Origin of the sequence: Kitasatospora sp. NPDC051914 (genome assembly GCF_040680995.1) — a bacterium.
Lineage (GTDB): Bacteria > Actinomycetota > Actinomycetes > Streptomycetales > Streptomycetaceae > Kitasatospora.
On sequence record NZ_JBFAXX010000063.1, the window covers coordinates 1 to 25,563 of the forward strand.

The 25,563-nt window shown below is 73.4% G+C and carries 25 protein-coding genes and 2 pseudogenes; 12 read left to right on the forward strand and 15 right to left on the reverse strand.

Translation table 11 applies throughout. The features are described 5' to 3' along the window. Together AB0M03_RS31830 and AB0M03_RS31835 are read right to left on the reverse strand one after the other, a co-directional pair. A partial coding sequence (locus tag AB0M03_RS31830; protein WP_363497865.1) for an ATP-binding cassette domain-containing protein occupies positions 1-316 on the reverse strand: 316 nt, incomplete at its 3' end. Positions 317-362: 46 nt separating this feature from the next. Beyond that, positions 363-1,031 carry a DUF4097 family beta strand repeat-containing protein gene (locus AB0M03_RS31835; RefSeq protein WP_363497868.1) on the reverse strand — a complete coding sequence of 223 codons (669 nt, stop codon included), beginning with the start codon at positions 1,029-1,031 and terminating at the stop codon, positions 363-365. Positions 1,032-1,272: 241 nt separating this feature from the next. On the opposite strand from AB0M03_RS31835, the gene AB0M03_RS31840 reads away from it, so the two are divergent. Continuing rightward, the gene (locus AB0M03_RS31840; RefSeq protein ID WP_363497870.1) at positions 1,273-2,025 is read left to right on the forward strand and encodes a helix-turn-helix domain-containing protein; all 753 of its coding nucleotides are present in this window, start codon (positions 1,273-1,275) and stop codon (positions 2,023-2,025) included. Between the two features lie 40 nt (positions 2,026-2,065). Here AB0M03_RS31840 and AB0M03_RS31845 read toward each other — a convergent pair whose 3' ends face one another. Together AB0M03_RS31845 and AB0M03_RS31850 are read right to left on the reverse strand one after the other, a co-directional pair. Continuing rightward, complete coding sequence (locus AB0M03_RS31845; protein ID WP_363497873.1) at positions 2,066-3,148, reverse strand: DUF3048 domain-containing protein; 1,083 nt, start codon at positions 3,146-3,148, stop codon at positions 2,066-2,068. 80 nt (positions 3,149-3,228) lie between these two features. Beyond that, positions 3,229-3,366 (reverse strand): hypothetical protein, encoded by a 138-nt coding sequence (locus AB0M03_RS31850; protein WP_363497876.1) that lies wholly within the window; start codon positions 3,364-3,366, stop codon positions 3,229-3,231. Positions 3,367-3,759: 393 nt separating this feature from the next. Here AB0M03_RS31850 and AB0M03_RS31855 point away from each other — a divergent pair, with 393 nt between their 5' ends. The 3 genes from AB0M03_RS31855 to AB0M03_RS31865 all read left to right on the forward strand — a co-directional run bounded on the left by AB0M03_RS31855 (position 3,760) and on the right by AB0M03_RS31865 (position 7,658). Then, positions 3,760-4,491 (forward strand): ABC transporter ATP-binding protein, encoded by a 732-nt coding sequence (locus AB0M03_RS31855; RefSeq protein WP_363497879.1) that lies wholly within the window; start codon positions 3,760-3,762, stop codon positions 4,489-4,491. A 2-nt stretch (positions 4,492-4,493) separates the two neighbouring features. After that, on the forward strand, positions 4,494-7,430 hold the full coding sequence (locus AB0M03_RS31860; RefSeq protein WP_363497882.1) for an FtsX-like permease family protein: 2,937 nt from the start codon (positions 4,494-4,496) through the stop codon (positions 7,428-7,430). Between the two features lie 81 nt (positions 7,431-7,511). Next, positions 7,512-7,658: a hypothetical protein gene (locus tag AB0M03_RS31865; RefSeq protein WP_363497885.1), complete on the forward strand. Its 147-nt coding sequence runs from the start codon at positions 7,512-7,514 to the stop codon at positions 7,656-7,658. A 62-nt stretch (positions 7,659-7,720) separates the two neighbouring features. Here AB0M03_RS31865 and AB0M03_RS31870 read toward each other — a convergent pair whose 3' ends face one another. Next, positions 7,721-10,108 (reverse strand): glycosyl hydrolase family 65 protein, encoded by a 2,388-nt coding sequence (locus AB0M03_RS31870; RefSeq protein ID WP_363497887.1) that lies wholly within the window; start codon positions 10,106-10,108, stop codon positions 7,721-7,723. Between the two features lie 104 nt (positions 10,109-10,212). Here AB0M03_RS31870 and AB0M03_RS31875 point away from each other — a divergent pair, with 104 nt between their 5' ends. Then, positions 10,213-10,989 (forward strand): pyridoxamine 5'-phosphate oxidase family protein, encoded by a 777-nt coding sequence (locus AB0M03_RS31875; protein ID WP_363497890.1) that lies wholly within the window; start codon positions 10,213-10,215, stop codon positions 10,987-10,989. Between the two features lie 147 nt (positions 10,990-11,136). On the opposite strand, the gene AB0M03_RS31880 is transcribed toward AB0M03_RS31875, so the two are convergent. Continuing rightward, positions 11,137-12,789: an ADP-ribosyltransferase domain-containing protein gene (locus AB0M03_RS31880; RefSeq protein ID WP_363497893.1), complete on the reverse strand. Its 1,653-nt coding sequence runs from the start codon at positions 12,787-12,789 to the stop codon at positions 11,137-11,139. 172 nt (positions 12,790-12,961) lie between these two features. On the opposite strand from AB0M03_RS31880, the gene AB0M03_RS31885 reads away from it, so the two are divergent. Then, complete coding sequence (locus AB0M03_RS31885; RefSeq protein ID WP_363497895.1) at positions 12,962-13,639, forward strand: macro domain-containing protein; 678 nt, start codon at positions 12,962-12,964, stop codon at positions 13,637-13,639. 18 nt (positions 13,640-13,657) lie between these two features. On the opposite strand, the gene AB0M03_RS31890 is transcribed toward AB0M03_RS31885, so the two are convergent. Beyond that, positions 13,658-13,888: a hypothetical protein gene (locus tag AB0M03_RS31890; protein WP_363497898.1), complete on the reverse strand. Its 231-nt coding sequence runs from the start codon at positions 13,886-13,888 to the stop codon at positions 13,658-13,660. 73 nt (positions 13,889-13,961) lie between these two features. Continuing rightward, positions 13,962-14,321: pseudogene (locus tag AB0M03_RS31895) on the reverse strand (thioesterase domain-containing protein); the annotation flags it as partial. On the opposite strand from AB0M03_RS31895, the gene AB0M03_RS31900 reads away from it, so the two are divergent. Together AB0M03_RS31900 and AB0M03_RS31905 are read left to right on the forward strand one after the other, a co-directional pair. Further along, entirely contained in the window at positions 14,258-15,490 is a 1,233-nt protein-coding gene (locus tag AB0M03_RS31900) for a hypothetical protein (RefSeq protein ID WP_363497991.1), read from the forward strand. The pseudogene AB0M03_RS31895 and the gene AB0M03_RS31900 sit on opposite strands and share 64 nt — an antisense overlap. Then, positions 15,474-16,244: a hypothetical protein gene (locus AB0M03_RS31905; protein ID WP_363497901.1), complete on the forward strand. Its 771-nt coding sequence runs from the start codon at positions 15,474-15,476 to the stop codon at positions 16,242-16,244. Before AB0M03_RS31900 ends, AB0M03_RS31905 begins: the two co-directional genes overlap by 17 nt. A gap of 73 nt (positions 16,245-16,317) precedes the next feature. On the opposite strand, the gene AB0M03_RS31910 is transcribed toward AB0M03_RS31905, so the two are convergent. The 7 genes and pseudogenes from AB0M03_RS31910 to AB0M03_RS31940 form a co-directional block, all read right to left on the reverse strand. Then, entirely contained in the window at positions 16,318-16,470 is a 153-nt protein-coding gene (locus AB0M03_RS31910; protein ID WP_363497903.1) for a hypothetical protein, read from the reverse strand. A gap of 156 nt (positions 16,471-16,626) precedes the next feature. Beyond that, entirely contained in the window at positions 16,627-17,184 is a 558-nt protein-coding gene (locus AB0M03_RS31915) for a hypothetical protein (protein ID WP_363497996.1), read from the reverse strand. 52 nt (positions 17,185-17,236) lie between these two features. Further along, a pseudogene (locus tag AB0M03_RS31920) lies at positions 17,237-17,965 on the reverse strand (thioesterase domain-containing protein); the annotation flags it as partial. Positions 17,966-18,086: 121 nt separating this feature from the next. Beyond that, positions 18,087-18,803: a TNT domain-containing protein gene (locus AB0M03_RS31925; protein ID WP_363497906.1), complete on the reverse strand. Its 717-nt coding sequence runs from the start codon at positions 18,801-18,803 to the stop codon at positions 18,087-18,089. A 332-nt stretch (positions 18,804-19,135) separates the two neighbouring features. Next, positions 19,136-19,657, reverse strand: coding sequence for a nucleoside-triphosphatase (locus AB0M03_RS31930; protein WP_363497909.1), 522 nt, complete (start codon positions 19,655-19,657; stop codon positions 19,136-19,138). A gap of 163 nt (positions 19,658-19,820) precedes the next feature. Further along, positions 19,821-20,948 carry a CapA family protein gene (locus AB0M03_RS31935; protein ID WP_363497912.1) on the reverse strand — a complete coding sequence of 376 codons (1,128 nt, stop codon included), beginning with the start codon at positions 20,946-20,948 and terminating at the stop codon, positions 19,821-19,823. A 9-nt stretch (positions 20,949-20,957) separates the two neighbouring features. Further along, the gene (locus tag AB0M03_RS31940) at positions 20,958-21,773 is read right to left on the reverse strand and encodes an HAD-IIA family hydrolase (protein WP_363497915.1); all 816 of its coding nucleotides are present in this window, start codon (positions 21,771-21,773) and stop codon (positions 20,958-20,960) included. 88 nt (positions 21,774-21,861) lie between these two features. Here AB0M03_RS31940 and AB0M03_RS31945 point away from each other — a divergent pair, with 88 nt between their 5' ends. The 4 genes from AB0M03_RS31945 to AB0M03_RS31960 all read left to right on the forward strand — a co-directional run bounded on the left by AB0M03_RS31945 (position 21,862) and on the right by AB0M03_RS31960 (position 25,398). Next, on the forward strand, positions 21,862-22,305 hold the full coding sequence (locus AB0M03_RS31945; protein ID WP_363497918.1) for an archease: 444 nt from the start codon (positions 21,862-21,864) through the stop codon (positions 22,303-22,305). Between the two features lie 82 nt (positions 22,306-22,387). Next, positions 22,388-23,812 (forward strand): RtcB family protein, encoded by a 1,425-nt coding sequence (locus tag AB0M03_RS31950; RefSeq protein ID WP_363497921.1) that lies wholly within the window; start codon positions 22,388-22,390, stop codon positions 23,810-23,812. Positions 23,813-24,157: 345 nt separating this feature from the next. Beyond that, a complete protein-coding gene (locus AB0M03_RS31955; protein WP_363497924.1) occupies positions 24,158-24,676 on the forward strand; it encodes a hypothetical protein in 519 nt (172 codons plus the stop codon). 257 nt (positions 24,677-24,933) lie between these two features. Continuing rightward, entirely contained in the window at positions 24,934-25,398 is a 465-nt protein-coding gene (locus AB0M03_RS31960) for a class F sortase (RefSeq protein WP_363497927.1), read from the forward strand. Positions 25,399-25,563 lie beyond the last annotated feature (165 nt).

Here is a 25,563-nt window from a genome sequence, read left to right on the forward strand (position 1 = left end):
CGGCCATGAGGAGCATGTTCTCCTCGCCGGTGATCAGGCCGTCGACGGCGGAGAACTGCCCGGTGACGCCGATCGAAGCACGCACGGCCTGCGGGGCGGCGGCGAGGTCGTGGCCGCCGACGCTGATCCGGCCACTGGACGGGTCCGGGGAGACGAGGGTGGAGAGGATCCTGACGGCGGTGGTCTTGCCCGCGCCGTTCGGGCCGAGCAGGGAGAAGATCGTCCCTTCCGGGACGGTCAGGTCGATGCCGTCGAGGACGGTCTTGTCGCCGTAGGACTTGCGCAGCCCGTTCGCCGCGATGGCCGGATCGGTCATGAGAGGTGCCCCCTTGTTCTGCCGGCGGTGGTCGCCGGGTGCGGATTCACAGGCTGCGGGCGGTGATGTCGCCGTGGGCGGTGGTGGCGTGGACGGTGAGGTCGGCGGTGCCGTCGGTGTTGCGGAGTGCGTTGTGGATGCGGCCGTGGCCGGTGCCGGCGTCGAGGGAGGCGGAGGTTCCGCGGGCGGCGCCGATGGTGATCGCGCCGTGCTGGGTGCGGAGGGTGACGGTGCCCCGGTGGGCCTCGGTGACGGTGATGTCGCCCTTCCGGGTGTCGATCTCGGCGGGGCCGGTGAGGCGGCCGAGGGTGATGTCGCCGGCCTGGAGGGTGAGGCGGGTGGTGGCGGTCTCGTCGAGCTTGACGGTGGCCTGTGCGGCCTCGAAGGTGACGTCGCCGAGGCGTCCGACGCCGCGGAGTTCGGCGGCGGCCGTCTTCGCGTCGACGCGGGAGCCGGCGGGGAGCCGGACGGTGACCTCGACGGAGCCGGTGGTGCCGAGGATGCGGTTCTTGGCGGCCGGGGCCTCGATGCGCAGGACGCCGTCGTGGTAGGTGGCCCCGGTCTGTTCGGCGGCCTTCAGGTCGCGGCCCTTGCCGGGGTCGGCGGGCAGGATCTCGACGGTGGTGTCGGGTCGGTCGGCGGCGATGAGGCGGATGCGGCCGGCGGGGATGTCGAGGACGGCGGTGACCGGGGCGGGGGTGTCGAACTTCTGCATCGTGCTCTCCTGCGCTCGCTGTTTCTGACAACGGAAAAGCTACGTTGCGTTCGATGATATGGCAACGCATTCGTTGCATAGAACTGCCATAAGGGCAGATCAGAGCCGAGAAATCATTGCAATGGTCTTGCGGATTAACGCAACGTCAGCGATCGGATCGTTGCAATGGAATGGGGGTGAACGCTATGCTGACAGCGCTGCGACCCGCGAAGTACCGCGAAGGACCACGAAGGAGACCGCAATGCCGGGAGGCAGGCTCACCCAGCAGGAACGCCAGCAGATCGCGCTGGGGCTGGCCGACGGCCTCGCCTACGCCGAGATCGCCAGGCGCCTCGACCGGCCGACCTCGACGGTCACCCGCGAGGTGATGCGCAACGGAGGCCCCACCGCCTACCGCGCCGACATCGCCCACCGCGCCACCGAACACCGCGCCCACCGCCGCAGGCAGGCCGCACCCCGGGGGTCGGAGGCGCCCCCGCAGGCCCACGGGCGCGACGCGGAGGCGGTGCGCGCGTACGAGGAGGTGCTCACCACCGTCCTCATACAGTCGGGCACGCCCAAGATGATGGCCCGGGTGCTGGCCTGTCTGTTCACCAGCGACGCGGGCAGCCTCACCGCGTCCGAACTCGTCCAGCGCCTGCAGGTCAGCCCGGCGTCGGTCTCCAAGGCGATCGCGTTCCTCGACGAACAGGGCCTCGTCCGCCGGGAACGCGACGAACGCCGGCGCGAGCGCTACGTCGTCGACGCCGACGTCTGGTACCAGTCGATGTTGGCCAGCGCCCGCGGCACTGCCCAGTTCGCCGAAACCGCACGGCAGGGCGTCGGCGTCCTCGGCCCCGCGACCCCGGCCGGCGTCCGCCTCGAGAACATCGCCCGCTTCGTGGACTTCGTCTCCGAGAGCATCGTCCGCGCCGCCGACCAGGCACGGGACATCCTCCACGCGAAGCCCGAAGCGGCCCCGGGCGGCACGGCCGAGCCGCGTTCGGACGACTGACGGGGAGGCAGGCAGGGCGCGCCGCAAGGCACCAGGCACCTCAGGCGGGTTCGAGGACGATCCACACCTGCCCGGGGTGGAACGGCATCCGCTGGCCCGCGTAGCCGAACTCCGTCCCGGCCGCGGCGTCCGGCCGGGACCAGCTGCCCCGGTACGCCATGCCGTCCCGGAGGAAGACCGCCTCGCCGCTGCCGACCGTCGGCGCGAAGGGCAGCACGGCGCCGGCGGAGTCGACGAGGCCGAGCGGCGAGGTGCTCTCGGCGACCTTCTGCACCACGATCGTCGGTGCGCCCATCTGCCCGGCGTCGGTGGTCATGGCGGGCCTGCCGTCCATGGCCACCAGGTACCTGCCCTGCGCGGCGGACCAGGTGAAGGTGAACGAGGCCGAGGGCATCCGAGCGCTGTACGAGCCGGTCGGCACACCGCCGGCCGGCGCATCGCCGAAGCGGAACCCGACGTCGCGGGCCTGCGCCGTACCCGGGCAGCTGCGGAGGATTTCGGACGGCACGACGTACAGGTTGAACGGTGCCGCCTTCTCCCGCCCGCGGAAGTACGGCACACCGGTCTGCTGCGGCGAGCAGTTGACCACATCGGCACCGGCCAGCACGGGCAGGAACCGGCTCTGCGCGCCGGAGTACGCGAAGTCCACCCGCCCGTACTGCTGCAGGACCGGCAGGTCGCTCTCCCGGGCGCTGCGGACGGGGCCGATCCGGTCGCCGGCCGGCAGGTGGTCGGAGTCGTAGATCGCCAGGAGCCGCGAGATGCCGCCCTCGACCTCGATCGCGTAGACCACGTCGGCCGCGTTCACGCCCGTCTGCGGCCTCGCCGGGGCGGCATTGTCGATCTTGACGGCGACGATCCGGCCGGCCCCGCCCGGGAGCCCGGTGAGCGGCGACACTCCGGCCTCGCCGGTCGGGCTGCTCGGTGCCGTCGGCGCGGGCGTCGGCCCGGCGGGCTGCGGACCGGCCTCCGTACGACCGGGGGAGGCCCGGCCACCGACGGTCAGCACCACCGCCAGCACCACCGCGAGGAGCAGCGCGGCACCGCCCACGGCAAGGGCGGCGATCCGCTGCGGACGGGACAGCGACCGCCACCGGCCCGGCGCAGGCCCGGAGGTCTTCATGCGGGCTCACCTCCGTGCACCCGGATCGACGGGGACTCCGGCCGTCTGTGAAGACGCCCCCGCCGACCGCCCCGGTTCCGTCATCCGCCGCCGGCCCGCCCCAGCACCCGGCAGACCAGCCCCGCCAGCCGGCACCAGGCCCGCGCCGTGTCGCCGATCACCCGGTACCAGGCGATGCCGAACGGCAGCGCGATGGCGAACCAGGACGGCGGTGCCATCTCACCGGGCCGGTGGGCACCCTCGCGCGCCCACCGGCGGCACCGCTCCACACCCCGGTCCGTCCAGTCGGCCCACCACCCGGAGCGCCCGGCCCACCGCACGGCGGCAGCCGACAGCCGGGCGCGCCGATCGTCTCGCCGTCGGACGCCCGTGGCCCCGCTCGGGCTTCGGCGGGTCATCGCACCTGCCTCCCGGTCCCCTCCATTCTCCGCCGCGGCCGGGGCCCTTCCGCCGCAGGCAGGGCCGGGCGGGCCCGCCGCCCGGGCCGAACGGCCGACCGGTGAAGGGCCCCTTCCGGCCCGCGCATCCGGGCCGCCCGGCACTTGGTGCGGGCCGGGCCCCGGACCAGGCTCGGAACCGGGGGACCGGCGCCCCGCCACGAGGAGACCGCCATGGACACCCCGAGCACGAACGGGCAGCGGCCGCTGCTGGCCGCCACCGGTGTCCGCAAGGTCTACCGGACCGGCAGCGTCGAGGTGACCGCCCTGCGGGACCTCGACCTGACCGTGCTCCCCGGCGAACTCGTCGGGGTGATGGGCCCGTCGGGCTCGGGCAAGACCACCCTGCTCAACTGCCTCTCCGGACTGGACGACATCGACGCCGGCCGGGTCGAGGTCGACGGCCGCGACCTGTTCGCCATGTCGGACGCCGAACGCACCGAGCACCGCGCCCGCGCGATGGGCTTCGTCTTCCAGGCCTTCAACCTGATCCCGGTCTTCTCCGCCGCCGAGAACGTCGAACTCCCGCTGCTGCTCACCGGCACCCCGCCGCACGAGGCCCGGGCCAGGGCGGTGGCCATGCTGGAGCGCGTCGGACTCGGACACAGGGTCTCCCACCGGCCCAGCGAACTCTCCGGCGGCGAGCAGCAGCGCGTCACCATCGCCCGAGCCCTGGTCGCCCGGCCCGCCGTGGTCTGGGCGGACGAGCCCACCGGCAACCTGGACAGCACCATGGCCGACCAGGTGATGGACCTGCTCCGCACCCTCAACCGCGACGAGGGCCAGACGATCGTGCTGGTCACCCACGACGAGGCGATCGGCGCCCGGCTGCCCCGCCTCGTCCGGATGCGCGACGGCCGGCTGGTCTCCGACACCCGGCAGCCCGAACTGCAGACGGCGGGCTGACCATGTATCCGAACCTCCTCCTCCCGCTGCTCGGCGTCCTCGGCACCGCCCTGCTGGTGCTGCTGCTCGTCGCCGTGCGCAAGCCCGTGGTCCGGCGCCTGGCGCTGCGCCAGGTCGCCCGGCGCCGCACCGAGGCGGCGCTGGTCGTCACCGGCTCCGTCCTCGGCACCGCGATCATCGTCGGCGCCCTGGTGGTCGGGGACACCCTGAACTTCTCGGTCCGCCAGGAGGCATACCGCACCCTCGGGCCGGTGGACGAACGGATCGTCAGCACCGACCCGGCGGCCGGCCGGGCGATCGCCGACCGGCTGCAACCCCTGGCCGCCGACCCGGACGTCGACGGCGTGCTGACCGTCCGGGTCGCGCAGGCCGCGGCCGCCAACACCCGGGCCCCCGACCCGCTCGCCGAACCCCGGGTGCTCGCCTGGCAGGTGGACTTCGACGCGGCCGCACGGTTCGGCGCCGACGGCGGGCCCTCCGGACTCACCGGCCCCGCGCCCCCGCCCGGCCAGGTCGTCCTCAACGCACCGCTCGCCCGGTCGCTGAAGGCCGACGTCGGCCGGCCGATCACGCTGTACCTGTACGGGCACCCCGCCGACTTCACGGTGGCCAGGATCGTCCCGCAGGAGGGGCTCGCCGGGGCAGGCCTCGGCGGACGGGTCAACCGCAACGCCTTCCTGCCGCCCGGCGCGCTGGACGCCGCGGCCGCCGCCGGGGACGGACAGGCCCGCACGGTGACCCTGGTGTCCAACCGCGGCGGCGTGGAGACGGGCGAGAAGCTCACCGACCCCGTCACCGACGGGATCCGCAGCGCGCTCGGCCCCGACGCCGGCCGCGCCGCCGTCGACACCCCGAAGCACACCGTCCTCGCCCAGGCCGAGGCGACCGGGGCCGCCCTCGGTGCGCTCTTCCTGATGATCGGCAGCTTCAGCATCATCGCCGGCGCACTGCTGCTGGTGAACATCTTCGTGATGCTCGCCGAGGAGCGGAAGGCACAGCTCGGCATGCTCCGCGCGGTCGGACTCAAGCGCTCCCACCTGGTCGGCTCGTTCAGCATCGAGGGCGCCCTCTACGCGCTGGCCGCCACCCTGCCGGGCGTGGCCCTCGGCGTCGGTGTCGGACTGGGCGTCGCGCTGGCCGCCGCACAGATCTTCCGCAGCTGGTCGGTGGACGGCAGCGGCCTCGACATCGCGTTCGCCGTCACCCCGACCAGCCTGGTCAACGGCGCAGCGCTCGGACTGGTGATCGCGCTGGCCGCGATCGCCGCCACCAGCGCCCGGATCAGCCGCTTCAACGTCATCGCCGCCGTCCGCGACCTCCCGGTCGAAGCGGGCCGCCGCCCGCGCCGCAGGCTGGTGGCCGTCTCCACCGCCCTCGCCGTGGTCTGCGCCCTGGCCGCCGTCCCGGCGCTCGCCCGCAGCCAGGCCGAGCAGACCTACCTGCTGCCCGCCCTGGCCGTCGCCCTCGCGGTGCCCGCCGCGTCCAGGGTGATGCCGCGCCGGGCCGCCACCAGCATCGCGGCCGGGCTGATCCTGCTCTGGACACTGGTCGCGAGCGTCGTCCGGCCCCGCGTGTTCGACACCCCGTCCATGGCGGTCTACGTCATCCTCGGCACCCTCGCCGCGTTCTCCGCCGTGGTGCTGGTCAGCGAGAACCAACAGGCCGTGCTGCGGCCGCTGCGGCGCCTGATGGACCGCCCCTCGCAACAGGGGCTGGCCGTCCGGCTCGCCGCCGCGTACCCGCTGGCCAAGCGGTTCCGCACCGGTTCGACCATGGTGATGTACACCCTGATCGTCCTCGTCCTGGTGCTGCTCACCGAGATCAGCGGCATCATGAACGCCAGCATCGACCGGGCCGCCGCCGACGCCACCGCGGGCTACACCCTCCGGGTGGACTTCAACCCGCAGACCGCGGGCGCCGACCCCGCCGCAGCGCTGCGCGCCGGCCCGCTCGCGGGGCAGATCGACGCCGTCGCCCCGCTGCTCGGTGCCCGCGGACAGGCCACCGACCCGGGCCACCGCACCGCGCAGCCGCTGGAGACCGCCGTCGTCGGCGTCCCCGACGGCGCGGCGAGCGGCATCGCCTTCCGCGACCGCCTGCCCGGCCTGCCGGACGACCGGGCGGTCTGGGCCGCCCTCGCCACCCGACCCGACTACGTCGTCCTCGACAACTTCTTCGGCCACACCGGCGGCCCGAGCGGCCGGTTCTACGCCCCCGGCGACACCCTCACCCTGACCGACCCGGTCACCGGCCGCTCCGAGCCGAAGACCATCGCCGGCGTGCTGACCAGCGGCCTCGCCTTCTACCCCGGCACGGGGAGCAGCGCCACCGTGTACCCGCTGGTCATGGGAGACCAGGCCGTCCGCGGGCAGTTCGGCGCGCAGGCGCAGACCTCCGCCGCGCTGGTCCGCACCGACCCGGGCGCCCCGCCCGAGGAGGTGGCCGCCCGGCTGCAGGGCAGCCACCTCTCCGCGAGCCTGGTCGCCACGCCGATCGCCGCCGACGTGCACCGGCTGTTCGCCGCCAACACCGCCTTCTTCCGGCTGATGCAGGGCTTCCTGGCCCTCGGCCTGCTGATCGGCATCACCGGCCTCGGCGTGGTCATGGTGCGCGCCGTCCGCGAACGCCGCCGCACCATCGGCGTCCTGCGCGCCCTGGGCTGCCACGCCCGTACGGTCGAGCGGTCGTTCCTGTGGGAGAGCGGGCTCGTCGCACTGGAGGGCACCCTGCTCGGCGCCGCGCTCGGCGTGCTCACCACCTGGCTGATGTACCAGAAGAGCTCCGCCTTCACCGGCCTCGACGGCGGCTTCCCCGTCGAGTGGGCCCAGATCGCGGTGCTCGCCGCCCTCACCCTCGCCGCGTCGCTGCTGGCCGCCGCAGGACCGGCCCGGCGCGCCGCACGCATCAGGCCCGCCCTCGCCGTCCGCCTCCACGACTGACCACCGGCCGGCGTGCGGCAGGGGCCCGTTCGGCCCACGGGCCGGGACCCGCGGCCCTGTCCCGGCCGCCGTGCCGGGCCGATGCTGGAGGTGCAGCCGGTACCGGACGCCTACGGCAGCCGCCGCGCCCTGGACCGCAGGGCCGCCGGTGCGTGGGAGGCGGACTGGGCGCTCGTCGAACCGCGCTGGTCCGGCCGCAGCGACCGGCCGGGCACCGGCGGGCGCTGACACCGGCCGCAGCACGGGCGCGGTGGCAGCGGGTCGGGTCGCAGGGGTCGGGTCGCAGCGGGTCAGAGCGAGAAGGTGTGCCGCTCGCCCGGGCGGACGGTGGTGGACGACCCGCGGAAGCGGACCTCGATCGGCTGCTGGCGGCTCTCCGGCAGGCCGACCTCGACGGTGTGCCGGTCGACCGCGACGGTCACCCCCCAGTGGCCGCGGTAGCGGAGGTCCAGTTCGAGGCGGCCGAGGGCGGAGGGCAGCCGGGGGTCGAGCCACAGGGCGTCCTCGCGGATCTCCAGGCCGGTGTAGCAGCGCTGCAGCAGGTCGACGGTGCCCGCCATCGCGCCGAGGTGGATGCCCTCGGCCGTGGTGCCGCCCAGGAGGTCGTGGCGGTCGGCGGCGAGGGCGTCGCGGAAGAACCGCCAGGAGGCCCGCCGGTTCGAACGCGTCAGCACCCAGGCGTGCACCACCGCGCTCAGCGTGGAGCCGTGCACGGTGCGCGGCAGGTAGTAGCGGACGGTCCGGCGCAGCAGCTCCTCCCCGGCCCGGTAGCCGAGGCGGCGCAGCAGGTCGCGCACCTCGTGGGCGGAGAAGAGGTAGAAGAGCATCAGGGCGTCGGCCTGCTTGGAGGCCTTGTAGCGGTTGACGCTGTCGCCCTCCGCCTCCAGGATGCGGTCGAGCCGCCGCAGGTCGGGGTAGTGGCGGCGGTAGCGGTCCCAGTCCAGTTCGGCGAGGTGCTGGTAGCCCTCGAACTGGCTGAGCACGCCGTCGTGGAACGGTACGTGCAGGTGCCGGCCGACCTCCTGCCAGCGGTCGAGTTCGGCGCGGTCGAGGGCGAGGCGCTCCAGCAGCTCCTCGCGCCGGTACTCGGGCAGCGCGTCGACGGTGTCCAGGCCGCGGGCCAGCACCCAGGAGGCGAGCACATTGGTGTACGCGTTGTCGTCCAGGCCCGGCCGGTCGGCCCCCGGGTAGCCGTCGTGGTACTCGTCGGGGCCGACCACGCCGCGGATCGAGTACCGGCCGCGACCCGGGTCGTGCTCGGCCGCCGAGGACCAGAACCTGGCGATCTCCAGCAGCATCTCGGCGCCGGTGGTGGCGAGGAAGTCCACGTCCCCGGTGGCCTGGTAGTACTGCCAGACGTTGTACGCGACGGCCGAACCGACGTGTCGCTGGAGGTGGCTGTGGTCGGGCAGCCAGCGGCCGGAGAGCGGGTTGAGGTGCAGCTGCTGGGACTCCTCGCGGCCGTCGCCCGCGCTCTGCCACGGGTACATCGCGCCGCGCAGGCCCGCGGTGCGGGCGGCGCGGCGGGCCGCGTCCAGGCGGCGGGCCCGGTAGCGCAGCACGGACCTGGCGAGCTCCGGGAAGCGGAGGTTGAGCAGCTGCAGCACGAAGAGCTCGTCCCAGAACACGTGACCGCGGTACGCCTCGCCGTGCAGCCCGCGCGCGGGGATGCCCACGTCCAGGTCGACGGAGTGCTCGGAGTAGGTCTGCAGCAGGTGGAACAGGTGGAGGCGCAGCGTGCCGAGGCCGTCGAAGTCCGCGTCGATCCGGCACCGCCGCCACAGCTCCGCCCAGCGCAGCGCATGCTCCTGGACCAGCTGCTCGAAGCCGGCCGCGGACGAGACGAGCACCGCCGCGGTGTCCAGGGGCGCTCCGACGGCCCGGTCGCGGTCGGTGTACACGGCCACGGTCTTCTCCACCGTCAGCGGCACGCCCTCCGCCGCCTCCACGGTGAGGAACTGCGCCGCCCGGCCCGGGCCGGTCCGGACGTCCGTGGCGGTGGGGACGGGGGAGCCCGCGCGGTGCACCCGGGTGCGGGCGGCGAGGGCGATCAGCCGCCGGGAGTTCACGGTCTCGACCCGGAGCAGCAGCAGCCCGTCCTCGTCCGCACCCTGGTCCAGCGGCCGCAGGTGCTGCACGGTCAGGCCGCGGTAGCGGGCGACGCCGCTGGTGGTGACGGTGCCGTCCAGCTCCGAGCGGACCTCCAGGGGGCCCGACCAGTTCTCCGGCAGGAGCTCGGTCTCCAGGGCGGCCAGGTGCGGCTGGGCCTGGCTGGCGATCCGGCGCTGCAGCAGCCTCGTCCGGCGGCCCTGCCCGTCCACCACCAGGGCGTGCCGGGTGAGGACGCCCCGGCGGAGGTCGAGCTCCAGCCGCTGCTCGGCCGGGGGCCCGGCGAACCACTCGCCGCCGACCGGCCGGAAGGTCAGCGGCAGCCAGTTGGGGCAGTTGACCAGGTCCTCGTTCTCGACCGTGCCGCCGCCGATCGCGGAGGCCGCGCGGTCGTAGCAGCCGGCCAGGTAGGTGCCCGGGTAGTGGACGCCGTCGGCGCGGGCCTCGGGGGCGGCGCCACGGGTGACCAGGTAGCCGTTCCCCACCGCGCAGAGCACCTCGCGCACCCCCTCCGCACGGGGGTCGAAGCCCTCGAAGGTGAGCCGCCAGTCCTCCGCGGGACGGCGCATCGCTCCACCTCACCCTCGGCCGGACGCTCCCGGGCAGCCACGCTATGCCGCGCCCCGGGGGGCCGCATCCGGGTGACGGCACCCGGGCGGTCTCCCCTCCCGGGATGTCCAATGGCCTTGTCGACACGTTCCGCGCCCCGGAGGTCCAGGACATGGACGAGAACAGCACGCCACCTGCCGCATCGTCCCCGGACACCTCGGCCCCCGAGGGCATCACCCGGCGGGTCGTCGCACGGTGCCGGCAGCTCGGGCTCACCCAGGAGGACGCGGCCGCCCGGGCCGGGATGTCGCCGCGCTACCTCGGGTACCTGCTGGACTTCGGGCAGGAGTTCGACCCGGACGCGCTGTTCCGCCTGGCCCGCGTCCTGGGAATGACCTACGCCGACCTCGTCGAGGGCCGCGGCGACGCACCTCCCGGCCGTTCCCCCGCAGCGCCGTACCCGCGCCTGGTCAGGCTCACCGAGCAGGAGTGCTGGGACCGGCTCGGCACCCACGGCGTCGGCCGGATCGCCCTCCAGGGGGAGCCGTACCCGATGGTGCTCCCGGTCAACTACACCGTCGACGGCCGCACGCTCGCCTACCGCACCTCGGACTTCGGGGCCGCGGCCTCCGCGGCCGGTACCGCCGTCGCCTTCGAGGTCGACCACGTGGACGACCGCCGCAGCACCGGGTGGAGCGTCCTGGTCGGCGGCAGGGCGGAGCGCGTGGACGACCCCGGCGCCGAGCAGCAGCTGGCGGCGCTCGCCACCACAGAGCCCTGGGCGGGCGGCCACCGGAACCTGTGGATCCGCATCGTTCCGGCCACCGTGACCGGCCGCGAAGTCCTGGCCGGGCCGGCCCCCGCGGACCCTACTCGCCCGCTCGCCTCCGGACCCTCCTGACCCGGCGCCGGCGGTCGTCGCTCCGTCGCTGCGCTCCCTCGCTCCTTCCTTTCGGCACCGGCGGGCCCTTCGGCTCGGGGCAGGTCGCCCGCTCGCCTCCGGACCCTCCTGACCCGGCGCCGGCGGGGCACCGGCAGCCGGCCGGGCTCAGGACACCACGGTCTGCTCCGCGACCTCCGTCAGCCTGACGGTGGTCAGGCCGCCGCGCTCGGTCTTCACGTCCGTCACCTCGAGCTGCGTGCCCGGGAGCAGGATGAACTCCTCCTCGCCGGTGAACGCGGAGAAGTCGCGGATGCCCACGGCCCGGCTGGGGACGACCTCGAACAGCGTCCGCCTGCCGCGGCTGCCGAGGAAGTTCCGTGCCACACCCAGCTCGGACGTGCAGGAGGACACGCCCCACCAGGTGACCGTCCGCCCGAGCGGGTACTGCTTGCGCAGGTCCAGCGACACGCCGCGCCACAGCGGCTCGGTGCGCACCGGGAGCCCCGACACCGCGGAGAACAGCAGCCGCAGGTACGGGAGGTAGGGGACGAGCCGGCTGCGGTCCGGGGAACGCAGCACCGCGTTGATCTCCCGGTAGAACGCGGACTCGCAGGTGTAGAGGTAGAGGGCGGCGATCGCATCGGCGGACAGCCCGCCGGCCGATTCGTCCGCCCGCCGCTTGCCGAACTCGTAACTGCGGTCGATGTGCCGGCCGAGCCCGGACAGCACCTCGGCGACCGGGGCGGCGGCGTCCCGGAAGTCCATCAGCGGGGTGTCGAACACGCCGGTGATCGCCGGGAGTTCGAGACCCTCGTCCTTGACGCTGGAGAGCCGGTCCAGGTACAGCTGGTGCAGCTCCATGGTGGACGCGATGAACGCGCCCATCCGGTCGGCGACCCCGCCGTCCGCCCCGCCGGCGTCCGCCGCGAGCGTGTTCCAGCCCTTGCTCGGCAGCCAGTCGACCACGTCGGCGCCCAGCGAGGCGAGCGCCGCGTTCACCATGGCGAAGTGGTCGCCGTCGCAGAAGATGTCGCCCTGCGCCGCCGGGTTGGCGTGGTCGATGTGCCGGACGTCCACCCCCGGGTACTTCTTCTGGAGCTCCAGGACGACCTTCTTCAGGCTGCGCGCGTGCGCCCCCCACCACGCGAAGACCACACCGCGGTCCTCCTCGTCGGCGTCCTGCTTGGCCCGGAGGATCTCCTCGACGATCCGCTCGGCGACCGGCCGCCAGAACGCGGTGTGCCGGTCCGTGCCGCTCGCCCCGTCGCTGTCCGCGGTGAGTGCCGCGTTCAGCAGCAGCACGCCCTGGGTGAGCATGGCCTGGAACCACTCCGGCGGCTGCACGGCGTCCTGCTTCTTCAGCAGCGCCCGCACGTCGGCGATCGGCGTCTTCTTGACGATGCCGTACTTCCACATCGCCGCCGCCTTGATGATGCAGCGGATGCTGACCACCCTGCCGAACTGACTGTCCTGCCAGTTGTGGAAGGTGTTGTCGAACATCGCGATGCCGGTGGCGCTCTCCGGCCGCGGGTACGGGTTCTGGCCGAAGACGACGACCTTCCACTTGTGCGGCGCGTGCGGCTTGAGCGCCTGGAAGGTCAGTTCGCGGACGGGGACGACCTCCGGGGCGCGGCCCGGACCGATGAACGCGGCCGCGCCCGGCTGCGCCTCGATGAGCGGCTTCAGCAGCGGGAGCCAGGGCTCGCCGCCGCCCCGGAACAGCTCCGCGAGGGCCAGCGGGTCGTTCGGGTCGGGCGTGGCGGGCACGGCAGGGGTGGCCGGCGCGGCAGGGCTGTCCGGGGTGATGTCGTCGCTCATGGACACATTTCCTATCGGCCGGGTGTGACAGCCGGGTGCGCCGGCGGGCCGTCGGGGCCGGACGGACGGAGCGGCAGCACGGAGCGGCGACCCCGAGCGGCAACCCGGTTGTCAGCGGGGCACGTTAGCGTCCTGATCAGTAGCGGAACCCCTTTCCCGATCGGAGTGGACCATGACCGTCGACCGTGTGCAGCAGCCGCTGCGGGTGGTACTGACCGACACCAACGCGACGGTGGTGGAGGCGTGGCGGGCGGCCTTCGCCGACACCCCCGGGATCGAGATCCGGCAGGGCTCGATCCTCGACGAGAAGGTCGACGCCTGGGTCAGCCCCACCAACTCCCGCGGGAAGATGGACGGCGGCGTCGACGCGGTGATCAAGCGTCACCTCGGGGCCGGCATCCAGCTGCGGGTGCAGCGGGCGATCCGCAGCCGGTTCGCCGGGAGTCTCCCGGTGGGGAGCGCGGTGTGCGTGCCGTCCGGTGCGGTCGAGCCGAAGTTCCTGATCTCGGCGCCGACGATGGAGCAGTCCTCGCAGAACGTGAGCGCCACCCTGAACGTGGCGCTGGCCTGCGCGGCCGCGTTCCAGGCGATCCACCGGCAGAACCGGGAGGTGCCGGGCAGCATCGGTTCGGTGGCCCTGGTCGGCATGGGCGCACGGACGGGCCGGGTGCCGGCGCGGGTCTGCGCCAACCTGATGTGGACGGGCTACACCCTGTTCAACGACCACTCCTTCGAGGACTACGACGACCTGCGCAGCACGATCGTCGCGCAGCTCGACGACATCGAGAACGCGCCCGAGACGACGCGGGTCCGCATCGCGCCGCCGGCCCGCCGCACCGCCCGCCGCTGACCGCCGCCCGCCCGCCGCTCAGCGGAACGAGAGGGTCTTCAGCAGCAGGGGCGGCGCGGACAGGAACTCGAAGTGTCCGCCGGGGAGGGCGGTGTACTCCACCGCCTCCGAGCAGTGCCGCCGTCCGGCCATCTGCTCGAGGCTGATCTCGGTGTCGTCGGTCCACTCCAGCACCGTGACGGGGCCCGGCAGGCGCACCGGTTCGGGGTGCCGGTAGACCCGGTTGACGTCCAGGTCCTCGTGCAGCACCTCGAGGGCGAGGTCGATCAGGACGGGATGGGGGGGTGCCGCCGCGCAGGGTCACCAGGTTGCACATCTCGGCCCTGAGTTCCTCCTCGTCCAGGTCGAGGTATCGGTCGTGCGGGCAGTCGTGCGGGGCCGCCTGGGCCGAGACGTAGAGCTGCGAGGGCGCGGGGAGCCCGGTCCCGGCGAGGCGGCAGGCGGTCTCGAACGCCGGCAGGGCGCCGGCGCAGTGGCCGAGGAACGTGAAGGGCCGGTCCAGGTACGGCCGGAGGTACTCCACCAGGTCGGCGGCGAACCAGGCCCTGGGCTGCTTCACCGTCCGAGGTTTCCCGCACAATGGCTTCGACCAGCCGTCGGACGACCAAGGGCCGCACCATGGATGACACGACAGAGCCGACAGAAGCCTGCATCGAGGACGGAAGCACCATCCTGGTTGCACCTTCGACGTTGCAGGACAACGACGTGCTGAGGGACTTCTTCGGGGCCACCGTCACGCCGGAGGACCTTGCGTCCGGTTCGCCCGACCTCGCGCGGAAGACCGTCTACCTGTGCGGCGATGTGTCCGGCATCAGCGGCCGCCGACTGCGTGCGGCGGAACGGGTGTTCGTCATCAGGGAGCTGTCGCACGGTTACCACGGGGACGTCGACGAACCGTGGACCCTCGTCGGCCTCGGCCGGGTTCCCACCCGTGTGCACGGCGCCGGCGTGTACTACCGCCGCTTCTTCGACCCCGGCGCCGACCACTTCGGACGGATCCGTGCGGAGCACGAGTTCCAGTCCCTGACGGAGTCCACCAAGCCGGGCACGGCCCATCGCAGCGGAATCTATCTGACACCCGTCACGCGAAACGGTGACGAACTGCATTTCCGGCTGCTCCGGTGCTCCACGAATCTCTCGGGGCCGACCGAGGGCTTCCACCCGACCGACACGCGCATCGTCGAGGCTCTGAACCGCGAGGCCGCCACCGTCTTCCGGAACCAGGCGCCGCTCAATCACGTCCTCGCCCAGATCTACCACAACACCCCTGCCACGGCCGGGCGCAAGCAGTCCAAGGCCAGGATCTCGGCCCATGCCGACAAGACCAAGGACATGCCCGTCAACGGCATCATGGCCTTCTGCACCTTCTACGACCGGCTCGACGGGCTGCAGCCCATGGCCGACGACGCCTTCGACCACGGCGTGAAGGATGCCAGCGGGCTGACCAGACTCCACTTCCGCCTCAAGGAGCCGACCGGAGGACGCGACGGGGTCGCGCTGCCCCCGGAGTTCACCCTGACCCTCCACCCCGGCTCCGTGTTCTTCATGCCGCTGTCCACCAACCGCCTGTACACGCACGAGATCCGGCCCTCGACGTTGGACGCCGAGCTGCTCCCGACCCGCCTCGGGTACGTGGTGCGCTGTTCGAGCGCCGAAGCCGTTCACAAGGACGGCCACACGTTCCTCAAAGCGGCCGGGGGTCTGGTGAGGCTGGGGCCACCCACGCCGGAGGGAATGGACGAGCTGCGCAGGCTGTACGCCGAGGAGAACAGGACCTCGTCCTTCATCGACTACGGCGACGAAATCCTCTTCAGCATGAACACGGGAGACTACGTTGCCCCTCGGATCTAGGATCTCGGACGAGATCGTCTCGTGCGCTCTGCCGGCCGAGGAGAACATCTTCGCGGAGCTGTCCGCGTCGGTCCGCTGGGAGGGCGTGGGAAAGGGCCGGCAAGGCGCAGTGCTCACCAAGGTCGACGCGGCGGACGGCGTACCTCTCGTGCGCACCACCACCCGGTACGGCAGCCCGGCGCAGCGCTTCCGGGCGGTGCACGAACGGCTCGCGCGGCAGATCCAGGACCGTGCGGCCTTGTCGGTCGGCTTCAACAACGCCCTCGTCGAGAGCTACACGAACGCCTACAGAACCATGGGCAGCCATTGCGACCAAGCCCTCGATCTGGCCGACGGTTCGTTCATCGCCGTCTTCTCCTGCTACCGGCACCCCGAAGCGGGCCCGCGGAGGAAGCTGATCTTCGAATCAAAGGAGCCGGGTGTTGAGAGGTTCGAGATCCCCCTCGCCCACAACAGTGTCGTCGCGTTCTCCGTCGACTCGAACCGGCGGCTCAGGCACAAGATCGTCATGGACGCGACCGTCCCGACGGCGGACAACCAGTGGCTGGGTGTGACGTTCCGGACGTCGAAGACCTTCGTCCAATTTCGCGACGGACAAGCACACCTCCCGCAGGGTGCGCGTCTCGTGCCGGCCGACGACGAGCAGAGCGCCGAGTTCTACCGTCTGCGGCGCCGTGAGAACAATGAAACGGACTTCACCTACCCCCTGCTGACGTACACCGTCAGCGAGAGCGATCTGATGCCGCCCGTCTGACCTCGGGGGTTCTTCAACGCCGGTGACGGGGGATCCGGTGCGGGGTGGACGGTGGCGACGTGGCCCGGCGGGTTCAGGACTGCGGGCCCGGGCCCCACGGGTTGTCGGCCACGACGTGCACGGTGCGGGCGGGGCCGGCCTGCGACTCCAGGGAGCCGGCGACCGCGGTGAGGGCCACGGCGGCCAGCAGGCATGCGCACGCACGTACGAACATGGGCTTGGTCATCGCCGTCTCCCATATGTCGGCGGGGCTGAGCCCGCGGCGGCCGCGCCCTGCTCGGCGCTTCCTGATGACCCTCACGCTAGGAAGGCCGCCCATTGCCACCGCATCGGTGCGCTGTCGCCTCCGCCACCACCGCGATAGCGGCCGCGGCGGAGGCCGTCAGACCTGCTGCGATACCGTGCCGCCGGCCGTGCTCCACGGCCGCGGCGGAGCGAGCCGGACGGTGCGCCCGTCCTCGAACCGGAAGTCGTAGCCGATCCTCCCCAGTGCCTCGTCGAGCACCGCGAACATCTCCCCGTGGTCCGCCGCCTCCCCGCACACCATGTCCAGCTGACAGGTCATCCCGCCGTCGAACAGCCACTGCCCGGGCCGGACGATCGGACGGTAGGCCGTGATCCCCGGCACCGCGCGGGCCTCCCGGCCGCCCCGCACGGCGGTCAACTGGCACCGTTCGACCGGCCCGGCCCCCCAGTACTGGAAGTGGACCCGGTCCATCGGCTCCGGTTCGGCCCAGTCGTCCTTGCCCGTCGCCCGCAGGCCGGCCAGGCGGATCAGGTCCACCCCCGCCGCCCGCCGGCTGATCTCGTTGACCAGCCCGCCGAGCCTGCCGTTGACCTCGATGATCCGCGGCCCCTCCGCGGTGAGCTTCACCTCCGTGTGCGTGACGCCGAAGTCCACGCCGAGCGCCCGCAGCGCCCGCGCGGTCAGGTCGGCCACCGCGGCCAGCTCGTCCGCGGGCAGCGCCGGCGGCCGCGGCCTGCTCGTGGAGGACGAAGTGGCCGCCCGGCAGGAGCTCGACGCGGCAGTCGCCGCTGGTGCGGTGGCGCCATTCGGCCAGCGCGGCACCGCTCACCGCGGGGTCGCGGTCGCCACCGAGCGCCAGGACCGGGACGGCCAGCCGGTCGTAGCCCGAGCGGTACCGGCGCACCAGCCGCAGGTCGTTGCGGAGGACCTCCAGCAGGTGCGCCCTGGCCTCCGGGTCCCGGGGCACCCCGGGTGCCGTCCGGCCGAGCCCGGCGAGTTCCGTGAGCAGGCGGGCGTCGCCGAGGTCGCCGGTCGGCATGGCGTCCGGCCGCAGGTCGCCCCCGCAGGAGGAGACGACCAGCAACCGGGGTGCCGGGGCCCGGTGGCGTTCCAGCCAGGCGGTCAGCTCCGCGGCGAGCAGCGCGCCCATGCCGTGCCCGGCGAGCGCGTACGGCTCGTCCAGCAGCGGCCGCAGCGCCGTCCCCAGCAGGTCCACCAGGTGCGGCACGTCGTCGCAGAGCGGCAGCCGGGCGAGGGTCTCCCGGCCGGAAAGCTGGACCGGCTGCAGGCTGATCCCGGGGGGAGCGCCCCGGGCGATGCCGCGGTAGGCCCACGCGCCGCCGCCCGCGTGGGGCAGGCAGAAGACCGGGAGGCCCGTGCTGCGCCCGGCCCACAACGGCACCAGTTCGTCTACCCTCATGCCCGGTCCCCTCCCGGCCTGCCCGTGATGGACTCTCCCGTCATGATTGGGCATCGCCGTCGGGCGGGTAATGGGCACGGCGTCGGGTCTTTTGCGCCGTCCCTCCCTACGGGAGAGCCGGGAGCCGTCCTCGGGGGCGCGCAGGGGTCCTGGCGGGACGTCGGCCGACGGTCCGTCAGGAACGGTTGCCGGCGGCGGCCGCGCACCGCTCGGGTGCAGCGTCCTGGAGGTACTCGTGCTTGACGAGGTTGGCGACGTTGAAGGCCTCGGAGTCGGCGAAGTCGGACGGCTTGAGGGCGGGGTCGAGCCACTCCTGGTAGCCGAAGCCGGGCTGGGCGAAGGCGGCTGCGATGTGGCCCGCCTGGACGCGGAAGTCGCGGTTCACCACGTAGCAGTGGTAGGAGTACCCGGGGCCGTTGAGCGAGTCCGGCGGCAGGGCGCGCTTGGCGTAGGGCGTCCCGCCGTCCGCGAGGTACCTGCCGGTGTCGGCTCCGAAGCGGTCCAGGAGCCCGCCGGGCAGCATCACCTGCTGGCGCATGTCGAGGATGCCGTTCAGCTCCGCGAAGCCCCGGTTGCCGGGGTACTTCCACTGGTCGCCGCTGCGGTACCAGTCGAGGAACTGGGTCGGCTGCAGACCGCCGAGACGGCGGTAGCCCTTCAACAGCGCCCCCACCGGTCCCGCCGTGGGCAGGACGGCCGGGCCGAGTTCGGGGCGGCCGCAGTAGTGGACGGCGGGGTCGTCGGGCGGGAGGAGGTCGGGACAGTCCGCGGGCAGGGTCTGGCGGGGCACCGGACGGGCGGGCGCGGCGGCCACGGCCTCGCCGGTGGCGGCGAGGAGTGTCAGCGGTAGCGCGGCCGCCACGGACATCGAGACGAGCGTGCGTGAACGCATGGGCGGGCTCCAGTGGACCGGGGAGACGGGGCGGCGCGCGTGCCCGCGGCACGGCGTCCGACAGCACCCGTCATTGCACACGGAAGCCGCTCCGCACGCGAAGAACCCCGGCCCCGGCCGACCGGAGTGCACACGTGCGGGCTAAGCGACCTGACGCCCTGTCGGCCTGCCGCGTCGTCGCTGCGCACCGCACGGACTCCGGCCGGTCCGGTCGGTGCACCGGTCGGCGCGCTCGGCCCACCGGTCAGAGGCGGTCAGGAGCCCGGCCCGCCGGTCGTCGCGTCGTCGGACGATCGCGGCGCCCGCCCGGCCCCGGTGGGGCACCGCGCCGCTCACCGCCCCTCCAGCCGCGCTGCCAGCCGTTCCGGGAGGACGTCCCGGTTCGCCCGGGTCAGCTGGATCAGCTCGACGTCGGTACGGCGCTTGAGGGCGTCGGTGAAGGGGTCGTGCTGCGCGTGCACGGTGGCGACCACGTCCACGTCGGCCGCGAACACGGCCCGGACGGCGTTCCGGAACGGGGAGTACGCCAGTTCCATCCGTCCGAGCTCGTCGATGAGCACGAGCGTGCCGGGTCCCAGGGGCGCCGCGAGCGAGGGCAGCGCGAGCCGTTCCATCACTCCGATGTCGACGCCGTACCGCCCGACCCGCGGAGGCCCCGGCCACCCGACCCGGGCGAGCACACCTCTCCGGCCCATCAGCGTCTCCAACGCGAATCCGACCCGGGCGCCGCCCTCGCGGATCTCCTCCGTGGTGAAGCCGACGGCCTCCCGGGTGCGCAGCAGCGCCGCCAGCCGGCGGATCGCGGTCGTCTTCCCGCTGCCGGGGCGTCCCTCCAGCAGAATCCTCGTGGGCATCACGTGCTCGGATCGGTCGTCGGCGCTCGGCCCCCACCGGCCAGCCTCCCACCGGGGAGGGCGGCCGAGCCACCCGCTCCCGGTACGTGCGGGGGTGGGGGACCGGGGCGTGGACCCGCTCGCGGGAGGCACGGGAACGGGAAGACCTCGGGAAGGCCTCCGGTCACGCCTGCTTCCCCTTCGCGGCCAGGAGCGCCAGCATGCCGTCCGGCCCGGGACCCACACGTACGCCGAAGCCGCGGCTGACCCGGTCGAGCGTCTCGCGCAGGTGCTGCGAGTCCTCGGAGGAGGCGTGCTCCAGCCGCATCCGGCGAGCCTGTGCGGGTGCCATGTGCACACCGACCAGCTCCCCGCTGTCGGGCTCCACCGAGACGAAGTACAGCAGCCGCAGGTCGTCCCGGTACTGCTCGTAGCCGGCGATGCCCTCGTAATCGTCGATGAAGTCGCCGCACCCGTAGAGGATCAGCCGTCCGCGGTAGAGCTCGATGGGACGGGGATGGTGCGAGGAGTGCCCGTGCACCACGTCGACGCCGCCGTCGATCAGCGCGTGTGCGAAGCGCACCTGTTCCCGTGGGACGTGGTAGCCCCAGTTGGAACCCCAGTGGACCGAGGCGACCACGATGTCGCCCGGCCGCTTGGCCCGCTGCACCCGGTCGACGACCTCGGCCGCGTCGGCGCTCGACGCCTCGGACACGACGTGGACGCCGGCCTGCCGCTCGGACGCGGCCCAGGTCGACGGAATCCCGCTGGACGCGGTTCCGAAGGCGAAGACCAGCACGCGGCGGCCGCCGTCGGCCTCGACGATCGCGGGCCGTCGGGCCTCGCCCGCATCCCGTCCCGCTCCCACCGTCCGCAACCGCGCGCCTGCCAGCGCGGCCAGCGTCTCCCGGAGGCCGGGTACACCGAAGTCCAGCACGTGGTTGTTGGCCAGTACGCAGACGTCGGGCCGGGCCGCGGCCAGACAGGGAAGGTTCGCCGGATTCATCCGGTAGTGCACGTCCTTGCCCGGCGCGAAGTCGTCGCTCCGGGTGACACTCGTCTCCAGATTCAGCACCCGGACGTCGGGCGCGGCCCGGTCGAGCAGCGCCAGGGCCTCGCCCCAGGGCCACGAGAAGTCGACCGGGAAGGGGATCGGGCCGTTCACGGCCTCCGCCGACCCGACGTAGTCCCGCGCATCCCGCACGTACGGCTCCCGCAGCATCGGAGCACCCGGGTGCGGCAGGATCTGGTCGACCCCGCGCCCGAGCATCACGTCCCCGCAGAGGAACAGCGTCACGACGTCGGCGTCCACGCTTCAACGCTAGGCCAACTGTGCCACCAGGACCGGCAGATCGGCGACGGAATCGAGGACGTGGTCGGGGGTTCCGTCGGTGTCGCGGAGTGCGCGGTCCTGGAACTTCCCGGTCTTCACGAGGACGCCGCTGATGCCGCAGCGCTGGGCGGCGAGCACGTCGGACTCGATGTCGTCGCCCACCATCAGCGTCCGGTCCGCCTCGGCCCCCAGCAGGGTCAGCGCCCCGGCGAAGAACGCGGGAGCGGGTTTGCCGACCACCTCGGCCCGCTGACCCGAGGCCTGCTCCAGGCCGGCCAGGAAGGCGCCGCCGTCGAGCTGCAGGCCACGGTCGGTGCGCCAGTACAGGTTGCGGTGCATGGCGACGAGGCGGGCGCCCCGCTGGAGGTGGCCGAACGCCCGGTTGAGGGCCCGGTAGTCGAATTCGGGTCCGGCGCCGCCGACCAGGACGACGTCCACGTCCTCCCCCTCCGTGGCTTCGTCGTCCTCGGCCAGGGCCACCCCCGTCAGGTCCTGTCGGACGTCACCGCTGTTGAGCAGCAGGCAGCGGGCACCGGGATGATGCTCCGCCAGGAAGGCCGCGGTGGCGCTGGGGGCGGTGAGGACGGACTCGGCCGAGACCGGGAAGCCCGCACCGGCGAGGGTCGTCGCGATCGACGCCCTGGTGCGCGAGGTCGTGTTGGTGAGGAGCAGGAAGGGCAGGCCCATCTCTCGGAGCCGTTCCAGCGCCTCGACGGCCCCGGGAATCGGCTTCCAGGACACCGTGAGCACCCCGTCGATGTCGATCAGGGCCGCGCTGACGGTCGTCGTGGTGCGGTGCCGCATGGGCCGACCCTAGCCCCGGCCCGGCCGTGCGGCACGTTCCGGCTCCCCGGGCTACCGCCGGGCCCGTTCCGGGGGGAAGACTGGTGGTGTGAGTGGAGCACCGGGCGCAGCGCCCGGCGGCACCGGTCACCGGACCGTGCCGCACACCGGGGATCTGGCCGTCGAGGCATGGGCCCCGGAGCGGGAGGAGTGCGTCGCGGAGGCGGTGCGCGGGGCGGTCGGGGGCTTCGCGGAGATCCCGCCGGGGGCGGTGCGCACCGAGCGGGAGTACGAGCTGGCCGACGACACCGACGAGCGACTGCTGGTCTCGGCGCTGGAGGAGGTGATCTTCCGGGCGGAGACGGCCGGGGAACTGCCGGCCCGGGTGTCGGTCCGACGTACGGGGGCGGGCGTGCGGATGCGACTGGCCGTGGTGGACAGCGCCCTGGTCGAGCAGGTCGGCGCGGTGCCGAAGGCGGTGTCCCTGCACGGTCTGCGGATGACGAGAGAAGCGGCGGGGGGCTGGCGGTGCCACGTGACGCTGGACGTCTGACCGGTGCGCGGCCCGGGCATCGCGGCGGACGGGCACCACCACGGCACACGAGCGTGACGGGGCCGAGGAGGCATCGGCTGACATGGACGTCCGACTGGTGGAGGAGACCCCCTGGCGTTACCGGATCGAGCGCAGCGGCGTGATGAGGGTGCCAGGGGTGATCTTCGCCCCGTACGGGCTGCTGCCGCTCGACGAGGGCGACCGCGCACTCGAACAGGTCGCGAACGTCGCCTCGCTGCCGGGTATCGTCCGGGCCTCGTACGCGATGCCCGACATCCACTGGGGCTACGGCTTCCCGATCGGCGGGGTGGCGGCCACGGAGGTCGCGGCCGGCGGCGTGGTGTCGCCGGGCGGGGTCGGATTCGACATCTCCTGCGGGGTCCGGCTGCTCACCAGCGAGCTCGACCGGGACACGGTGCGCGAGGTGCTGCCGGCGCTGATGGACCGGCTGGACCCGTTGATCCCGCGCGGCCTGGGGCGGGGCTGCCTGTGGCGGCCCGCCGGGCGTCGGCAACTGGCCGACCTGCTGCGCGGCGGCGCCCGCTACCTGGTGGACACGGGGCACGGGGTGCCGCGCGACCTCGACCGCTGCGAGGACGGCGGGGCGGTGGACGACGCGGACGTGACGCACGTCGGCGACCGCGCGCTGGAGCGCGGGGCGGGCCAGGTCGGGAGCCTTGGCTCGGCCAACCACTTCCTGGAGGTCCAGGCCGTCGACCGGGTTCACGACGAAGCATGCGCCCGGGCCTTCGGTCTGCGCACCGGTCAGGTCTGCGTGATGATCCACTGCGGCTCGCGCGGCCTGGGCCACCAGATCTGCACCGACCACGTCCGGCGGATGGAGACCGTGATGCACCGCCGGGGGATCTCCGTCCCCGACCGGCAGCTGGCGTGCGCCCCGGTGGACTCCCCGGAGGCCCGGGACTACCTGGGGGCGATGGCCGCCGCGGCCAACTACGCCCGCGCCAACCGCCACCTGCTGGCCGAGGCCGCCCGTGCGGTGTTCCGGGAGCACACCGGCTACGGGCTGGACCTGCTCTACGACGTGTCGCACAACCTGGCCAAGCTGGAACGCCAGGAGGTGGACGGAGAGCGCCGACTGCTCTGCGTCCACCGCAAGGGCGCCACCCGGGCTCTGCCGCCGGGCCACCCGGAGCTGCCGGCCGACCTCGCCGGGGCGGGGCAGCCGGTCTTCGTCCCCGGCACCATGGGCACGGCGTCCTACGTCCTGGCGGGGGTGCCGGGGAACGAGGCGTTCGACTCCTCCTGCCACGGTGCGGGCCGGGTCTGGAGCCGTCACCGCGCCCAGCGCGAGATCGAGATCCGCCACCTGCGCGCCGAACTGGTCGCGGCCGGCGTGTCGGCCCGCCCGACCTCGTGGCGCAGCGCGACGGAGGAGGCGCCGGAGGCCTACAAGGACGTCGACGCCGTCGTCACCGCCAGTGAGCGCAACGGGCTCAGCCGCATCGTCGCCCGGCTGGTCCCGCTCGGGGTGTTGAAGGGCTGACGGGCCGAAGGGCGACGGGCGGGACCGCACCGCCGGGACCGTCGGGACGTGATCCCCGTCGGTGACGTCGTCGGACCGGGCCGCCCGCTCCCCGGCGGCGCCGGAGGGAGGAACCGCGTGCCAACCGGTACTCGTTTCGTGTACCCACCCGTCGGTCGGGCGGTGTGCCGAACCGACTGGGCCGACGGGGCCGAGGGTTGAGCAGATCGAGTGACCGGTCGACCCGCTGACCTGGTGCATTCTCAGGAGCGCCCGTTTGGCGGTCATATAAAAGGATTAGTTTGGGGATCGTCGTGCACCGGACCGCGGAGATACCGCCGGTCCCGCGATGTACGAGGAGCACCAATGTCAGCTCGGATCAGCAGGGCGGCCTGCGCGGCCGCGGCAGTCGCGACCGGGATACTCGTCGCGACGGCCACGCTCGCCGGCCCCGCGTACGCCGACGGCTCGTCCTCCCCCTTCACGGGTCGCACCGAGGGCGGCAGTCTCGTGGTCAAGAGCGGGGACATCGTCGCCTGCGAAGGCGTCGGCAGGGTCGTGGTGGCCATCACCGAGGGCGGCAAGATCCTCAGCACCGACGGCCCCGGCACGAAGTTCACCACGCCGGCCGGCGCCCAGTTCGAGACCCTGGCGGACAAGTCGGTGAAGGTGAGTTTCCAGGGGGCCCACGCGGTGGTCAGCTGCCCCGCGGACCAGGTTCCCACCACCACCGCCTTCGTGCCGAAGTCCTCGCTGGCCGGCACCGGCGGTTCGGTGACCGGGGTGAACACCGCCGCCACCGCGGCCGGTGGCGCTCTGGTCGCGGTCGGACTGGTGGGCGGCGCCGTCGTGCTGCGCCGCCGTTCGGCCGGCAGCAGGGCGTGACGCGAAGGATCCGGCAACGGTCCGGCCGGCGTGCGCTGCCCGGTGGAGCGCCGTCGGCCGGTCGGACGGGGCGCGGGCGGCTCGGGACGCACGTCGCGCTCATCGCGGCGGTCGCCGTCGTCGGCAGCGGGGCCGGGCTGATCCACGCCGGTACCCGGACCTCGGCTCCGCCGCGGCCGGCCGCGGCGGACGCCTGGCCGAGCGCGTCGCCCGGCACGTCCCGGGACCCGGCCGCGACCGTGCCCGCCGCGGTCGGGATGGGTTTCTCGAAGCCCGTCCGCATCCGCATCCCGAGCATCGGCGTCGACGCGCCGGTCGCCGAGGTCGAAGTGGACGCGGCCGGGAATCTGCCGGCACCGTCGGCGGACGACCGGAACCTCGCCGGCTGGTACCGGCAGAGCGCGGCCCCGGGCACCGTCGGAAACGCGGTCATCGACGGCCACGTGGACACGGCCAAGGGCCCGGCCGTCTTCTACGGCCTGGGCGCCCTGCACCGGAGCGACACCATCGACATCGTCCGGGCCGACCGGAGCACCGCGGAGTTCACCGTCGACGCCGTCGAGGTCTACCCGAAGAACGCCGTGCCCGGCGACCAGGTGTACGGCGACGCGGACCGGCCCCAACTACGGCTGATCACTTGCGGCGGCACCTACACCAAGAGCACCGGCTACCAGGGAAGCGTGGTCGTCTACGCCCACTTCAGCAGGGCGGTACCGGCCTGACCGGCCGGGGTCCGGACACGTCGGCGTGTGGCTGGCGTCACGAGGTCCTGGTGCGCGAGGGCGGGAAGCCCCTCACGAGTTCCGCCCGGCTGTTCGGTGAGCAGCTGTCCGGAGAGCTCGAAGCACGGTTGGAGCAGTGGGAGTACGCCGCCGACGCCTCGTGGA

What these genes read in the sequence shown, in the direction of transcription:
- AB0M03_RS31880 (WP_363497893.1), bottom strand. Translation starts at nt 12,789, where the DNA reads ATGAGCGACGACATCACCCCGGACAGCCCTGCCGCGCCGGCCACCCCT.
- AB0M03_RS31860 (WP_363497882.1), top strand. Translation starts at nt 4,494, where the DNA reads ATGTATCCGAACCTCCTCCTCCCGCTGCTCGGCGTCCTCGGCACCGCC.
- AB0M03_RS31960 (WP_363497927.1), top strand. Translation starts at nt 24,934, where the DNA reads ATGGGTTTCTCGAAGCCCGTCCGCATCCGCATCCCGAGCATCGGCGTC.
- AB0M03_RS31850 (WP_363497876.1), bottom strand. Translation starts at nt 3,366, where the DNA reads ATGGCACCGCCGTCCTGGTTCGCCATCGCGCTGCCGTTCGGCATCGCC.
- AB0M03_RS31855 (WP_363497879.1), top strand. Translation starts at nt 3,760, where the DNA reads ATGGACACCCCGAGCACGAACGGGCAGCGGCCGCTGCTGGCCGCCACC.
- AB0M03_RS31925 (WP_363497906.1), bottom strand. Translation starts at nt 18,803, where the DNA reads ATGCGTTCACGCACGCTCGTCTCGATGTCCGTGGCGGCCGCGCTACCG.
- AB0M03_RS31900 (WP_363497991.1), top strand. Translation starts at nt 14,258, where the DNA reads ATGGATGACACGACAGAGCCGACAGAAGCCTGCATCGAGGACGGAAGC.
- AB0M03_RS31940 (WP_363497915.1), bottom strand. Translation starts at nt 21,773, where the DNA reads ATGCGGCACCGCACCACGACGACCGTCAGCGCGGCCCTGATCGACATC.
- AB0M03_RS31910 (WP_363497903.1), bottom strand. Translation starts at nt 16,470, where the DNA reads ATGACCAAGCCCATGTTCGTACGTGCGTGCGCATGCCTGCTGGCCGCC.
- AB0M03_RS31845 (WP_363497873.1), bottom strand. Translation starts at nt 3,148, where the DNA reads ATGAAGACCTCCGGGCCTGCGCCGGGCCGGTGGCGGTCGCTGTCCCGT.
- AB0M03_RS31885 (WP_363497895.1), top strand. Translation starts at nt 12,962, where the DNA reads ATGACCGTCGACCGTGTGCAGCAGCCGCTGCGGGTGGTACTGACCGAC.
- AB0M03_RS31865 (WP_363497885.1), top strand. Translation starts at nt 7,512, where the DNA reads ATGCTGGAGGTGCAGCCGGTACCGGACGCCTACGGCAGCCGCCGCGCC.
- AB0M03_RS31840 (WP_363497870.1), top strand. Translation starts at nt 1,273, where the DNA reads ATGCCGGGAGGCAGGCTCACCCAGCAGGAACGCCAGCAGATCGCGCTG.
- AB0M03_RS31930 (WP_363497909.1), bottom strand. Translation starts at nt 19,657, where the DNA reads ATGCCCACGAGGATTCTGCTGGAGGGACGCCCCGGCAGCGGGAAGACG.
- AB0M03_RS31835 (WP_363497868.1), bottom strand. Translation starts at nt 1,031, where the DNA reads ATGCAGAAGTTCGACACCCCCGCCCCGGTCACCGCCGTCCTCGACATC.
- AB0M03_RS31870 (WP_363497887.1), bottom strand. Translation starts at nt 10,108, where the DNA reads ATGCGCCGTCCCGCGGAGGACTGGCGGCTCACCTTCGAGGGCTTCGAC.
- AB0M03_RS31950 (WP_363497921.1), top strand. Translation starts at nt 22,388, where the DNA reads ATGGACGTCCGACTGGTGGAGGAGACCCCCTGGCGTTACCGGATCGAG.
- AB0M03_RS31875 (WP_363497890.1), top strand. Translation starts at nt 10,213, where the DNA reads ATGTCCAATGGCCTTGTCGACACGTTCCGCGCCCCGGAGGTCCAGGAC.
- AB0M03_RS31955 (WP_363497924.1), top strand. Translation starts at nt 24,158, where the DNA reads ATGTCAGCTCGGATCAGCAGGGCGGCCTGCGCGGCCGCGGCAGTCGCG.